Source organism: Cohnella nanjingensis (assembly GCF_014212125.1).
Classification (GTDB): Bacteria; Bacillota; Bacilli; order Paenibacillales; family Paenibacillaceae; genus Cohnella; species Cohnella nanjingensis.
Genome location: NZ_JACJVP010000099.1, coordinates 1 through 2,518 on the forward strand (window position 1 = coordinate 1; position 2,518 = coordinate 2,518).

Here is a 2,518-nt window from a genome sequence, read left to right on the forward strand (position 1 = left end):
CTGAAAGCGATAATGGCCATGCCTCGTTTTCATAAAAAAACCGCCGACGATTCGCGTCGTCGGCGGGCGTGAGGGACGGCTTGGCACCGCGGTTACTCGGACGGCAGCGACTTCGCTTCCATCCGGCTGGACAGCAGCACGCTGCCTTCGTAGAGGACGATCATCGGCGCATAGACGAGCAGCATCGATACGGCGTCGGGCGGCGTTATGACGCCCGCCACGATCACAAGCGCCATATAGGCGTAGCGGCGGAACCGGCGCAGCATGCGCGGCTTCAGGATCCGCAGCTTGGTCAGGAACAGCACCACGACGGGAAGCTCGAACATCAGCGCGATCGGGATCGTAATGTTGAATAGGAAGGAGAAATACTGCATGATCCCGTAGGTCTCGGTTAATTCGAGGCGATGCGCGACCGCCGAGGTGAACAGAAGCGCCATCCTGAACACGACGAAGTAGCCGAAGGCGAGCCCCGCCACAAAGAGAAGCAGCGCCGCGGGAATGAACATAAACGAAACTCTTCGCTCCTCCTCCGCGAGCCCCGGCTTCAGAAACAGCCACAGCTGATACATCGAGAAGGGCAGCGAGATGACGACCCCGCTGATAAATCCGACATTCAGGTACAGCCGCACCGCGTCGCCGGGCGAGAAGATGTTCCAGGCGAGCTGGTCCGCCGGCGGGACGCTCTTCATCCACGCGATCAGCGATTGCGCGCACGCGAGGCCTGCCGCCACGCCGACGATCAGCGCCGCCAGCGTAAACAGGATTCTCCTGCGCAGGTCGGTCAGATGTCCGACCAGCGTCATCTCTCCGCTACGCTTCGCGTTCGCGGCCTCGATCCCGCCAGAGAGCCCTCCGTTCATGGCTTGCGAGGTTCCGCCGCTCTGCCGTCAGGCTCGTCCAACGACTGAACGGCATCCTTGTCCGCGTCCCGGGGACCCGACAGCGCGCCGGTCGTGGCGTCCTTGAACTCGCGGAACATCTTGCCGAAGCCGCGTCCAAGCTCGGGCAGTTTGTTGGGACCAAACAAAACGAGCGCCACCAAAGCGATTAAGATCAGATGCCACGGCGACAGCATGCCCATCGTTCACCCCTCCTAGATAAAAGAATCCTTGTAATAGATCGTCGCCTTCCGGGCGCCGGCCGCCCCCGAGGCGAAACCGAAGCATAGCTGGCCCGTGCTCTCGTCGTTCGGGTCGGTCAATCGGATGGCCATCCCCTCCGGTTCCCGGTAAGCCAGCGACACGCCGGCCTGGGTGCGGAAGCGGTCCACCTGCGTGCCGGTATTGAGATCGACCGTCGTGAGATACGTATTGCCGGGCGACGGGTTCGACGCGCTGTAGGACGTTCCGTCGAGCAGATAGAGATAATTGCCGTAGGCGCAATACCCCTGGAACACGCCCAGCGTCGTAGGCTGATACACGCTGGCGATCGGCGGCGATCGGCGTGCGATCGCCGGCCTTGAACGCCTGCAGGTTGAACACGTCGAACCGCGGATTGGTCGACGCGTCCCTGTAGCGGACGATCAGATGGCCGTGGTAGTTGTCGATATTGCAGGTGTAGCTGTAGTTGCCCGCGCCCGGCACCGTATACTTGGTCAGCGACGCATCCGTGTTGTACAGCGTCGTGCCGTCGGCAAAGGGGAAGCGGCAGATCTTCGAGCCCCAGCTGTCCGCGCCGTCGATGACCCCGTCCGTCTCGGTCCATAGGTACGCGGTCGTGCCGGAAGGCTCCACGCCGATCGATACGCCGTGGCCGAATCCCTTGAGCGCCATCTGACCGAGGATCGTGCCCGTCGTGCTCAGCTTTGTCACCGTCAAGTCGCCGGAGGACGAGGGAGACCCGTACGTGATCTGCGCCGTATAGACGGCGTTGTTGACGCTGTCCATGGCGAACGACTGCATGACCGTCGCGCTGCCGAGCGACTTCTCGCGGAACATCTCGCCCCCCGAGCCGCTCAGCGAGAAGCGCGGGCTGGCCGGCAGCGCGCAGGCTTCCGCCTTGCGGGCGCCGCCGAACGCGATGCCCGGGAACATCGCCGCGGCGGCGACGCTGCCGCTCAGCATCAGAAATTTGCGCCGGCTGAAGCTTCGCTCCGCCAAAGAGGCCGGAGCCGCCTCTTCTAACGCGTTAGCGCTTTCAACTCTCGTTTCCTGTTCCTTCCCTTTGCCGATTCCATTCATAACTACACCTCCGATAAGGATGATTGGGCCTTACAGCGTCCAGTGTAGGGGATGAACCGGCGGCAGAATAGGGTAAAAAAAACGACATCGGCGGTAAAATATCAACTCTCTCGCTTGGCGGCCGGATTCGGCTGCAGCAAGGGATACTGCCGAGCCGGAATGGTGAGGATCACCTGATTGCCGCCCCCGGGCCTCCGGTTGAAGGCGACCCCGGCCTGCTCGCCGAACGCGAGCCTCAATCTGCGGTGAACGTTGACCAGCCCCGTCGTCTCCGTATCGATCCATTCGGTGGCCAGCAGCTTGCGCTGCAGCGCTTCGAATTCCGCCTCCGGCATCTC

General features: G+C 62.5%; 5 protein-coding genes and 1 pseudogene. 1 reads left to right on the top strand and 5 read right to left on the bottom strand.

The features are described 5' to 3' along the window. Nucleotides 1-92: 92 nt before the first annotated feature. The 4 genes and pseudogenes from tatC to H7C19_RS35855 all read right to left on the bottom strand — a co-directional run. Entirely contained in the window at nt 93-860 is a 768-nt protein-coding gene (tatC, locus tag H7C19_RS34035; RefSeq protein ID WP_246470214.1) for a twin-arginine translocase subunit TatC, read from the bottom strand. Continuing rightward, complete coding sequence (locus H7C19_RS34040) at nt 857-1,081, bottom strand: Sec-independent protein translocase subunit TatA/TatB (protein WP_281385117.1); 225 nt, start codon at nt 1,079-1,081, stop codon at nt 857-859. Before H7C19_RS34040 ends, tatC begins: the two co-directional genes overlap by 4 nt. Before the next feature lie 12 nt (nt 1,082-1,093). Next, complete coding sequence (locus H7C19_RS34045; protein ID WP_185673538.1) at nt 1,094-1,420, bottom strand: hypothetical protein; 327 nt, start codon at nt 1,418-1,420, stop codon at nt 1,094-1,096. A 124-nt stretch (nt 1,421-1,544) separates the two neighbouring features. After that, nucleotides 1,545-1,937: pseudogene (locus H7C19_RS35855) on the bottom strand (phage baseplate protein); the annotation flags it as partial. On the opposite strand from H7C19_RS35855, the gene H7C19_RS34545 reads away from it, so the two are divergent. Continuing rightward, the gene (locus tag H7C19_RS34545; protein ID WP_221469626.1) at nt 1,870-2,235 is read left to right on the top strand and encodes a hypothetical protein; all 366 of its coding nucleotides are present in this window, start codon (nt 1,870-1,872) and stop codon (nt 2,233-2,235) included. The pseudogene H7C19_RS35855 and the gene H7C19_RS34545 sit on opposite strands and share 68 nt — an antisense overlap. A 46-nt stretch (nt 2,236-2,281) precedes the next feature. Here the strand turns inward: H7C19_RS34545 and H7C19_RS34055 are convergent. Continuing rightward, nucleotides 2,282-2,518: sensor histidine kinase (locus tag H7C19_RS34055; RefSeq protein WP_376775479.1), on the bottom strand; the 237-nt coding region annotated here is incomplete at its 5' end.

What these genes read in the sequence shown, in the direction of transcription:
- tatC (WP_246470214.1), bottom strand. Translation starts at nt 860, where the DNA reads ATGAACGGAGGGCTCTCTGGCGGGATCGAGGCCGCGAACGCGAAGCGT.
- H7C19_RS34040 (WP_281385117.1), bottom strand. Translation starts at nt 1,081, where the DNA reads ATGGGCATGCTGTCGCCGTGGCATCTGATCTTAATCGCTTTGGTGGCG.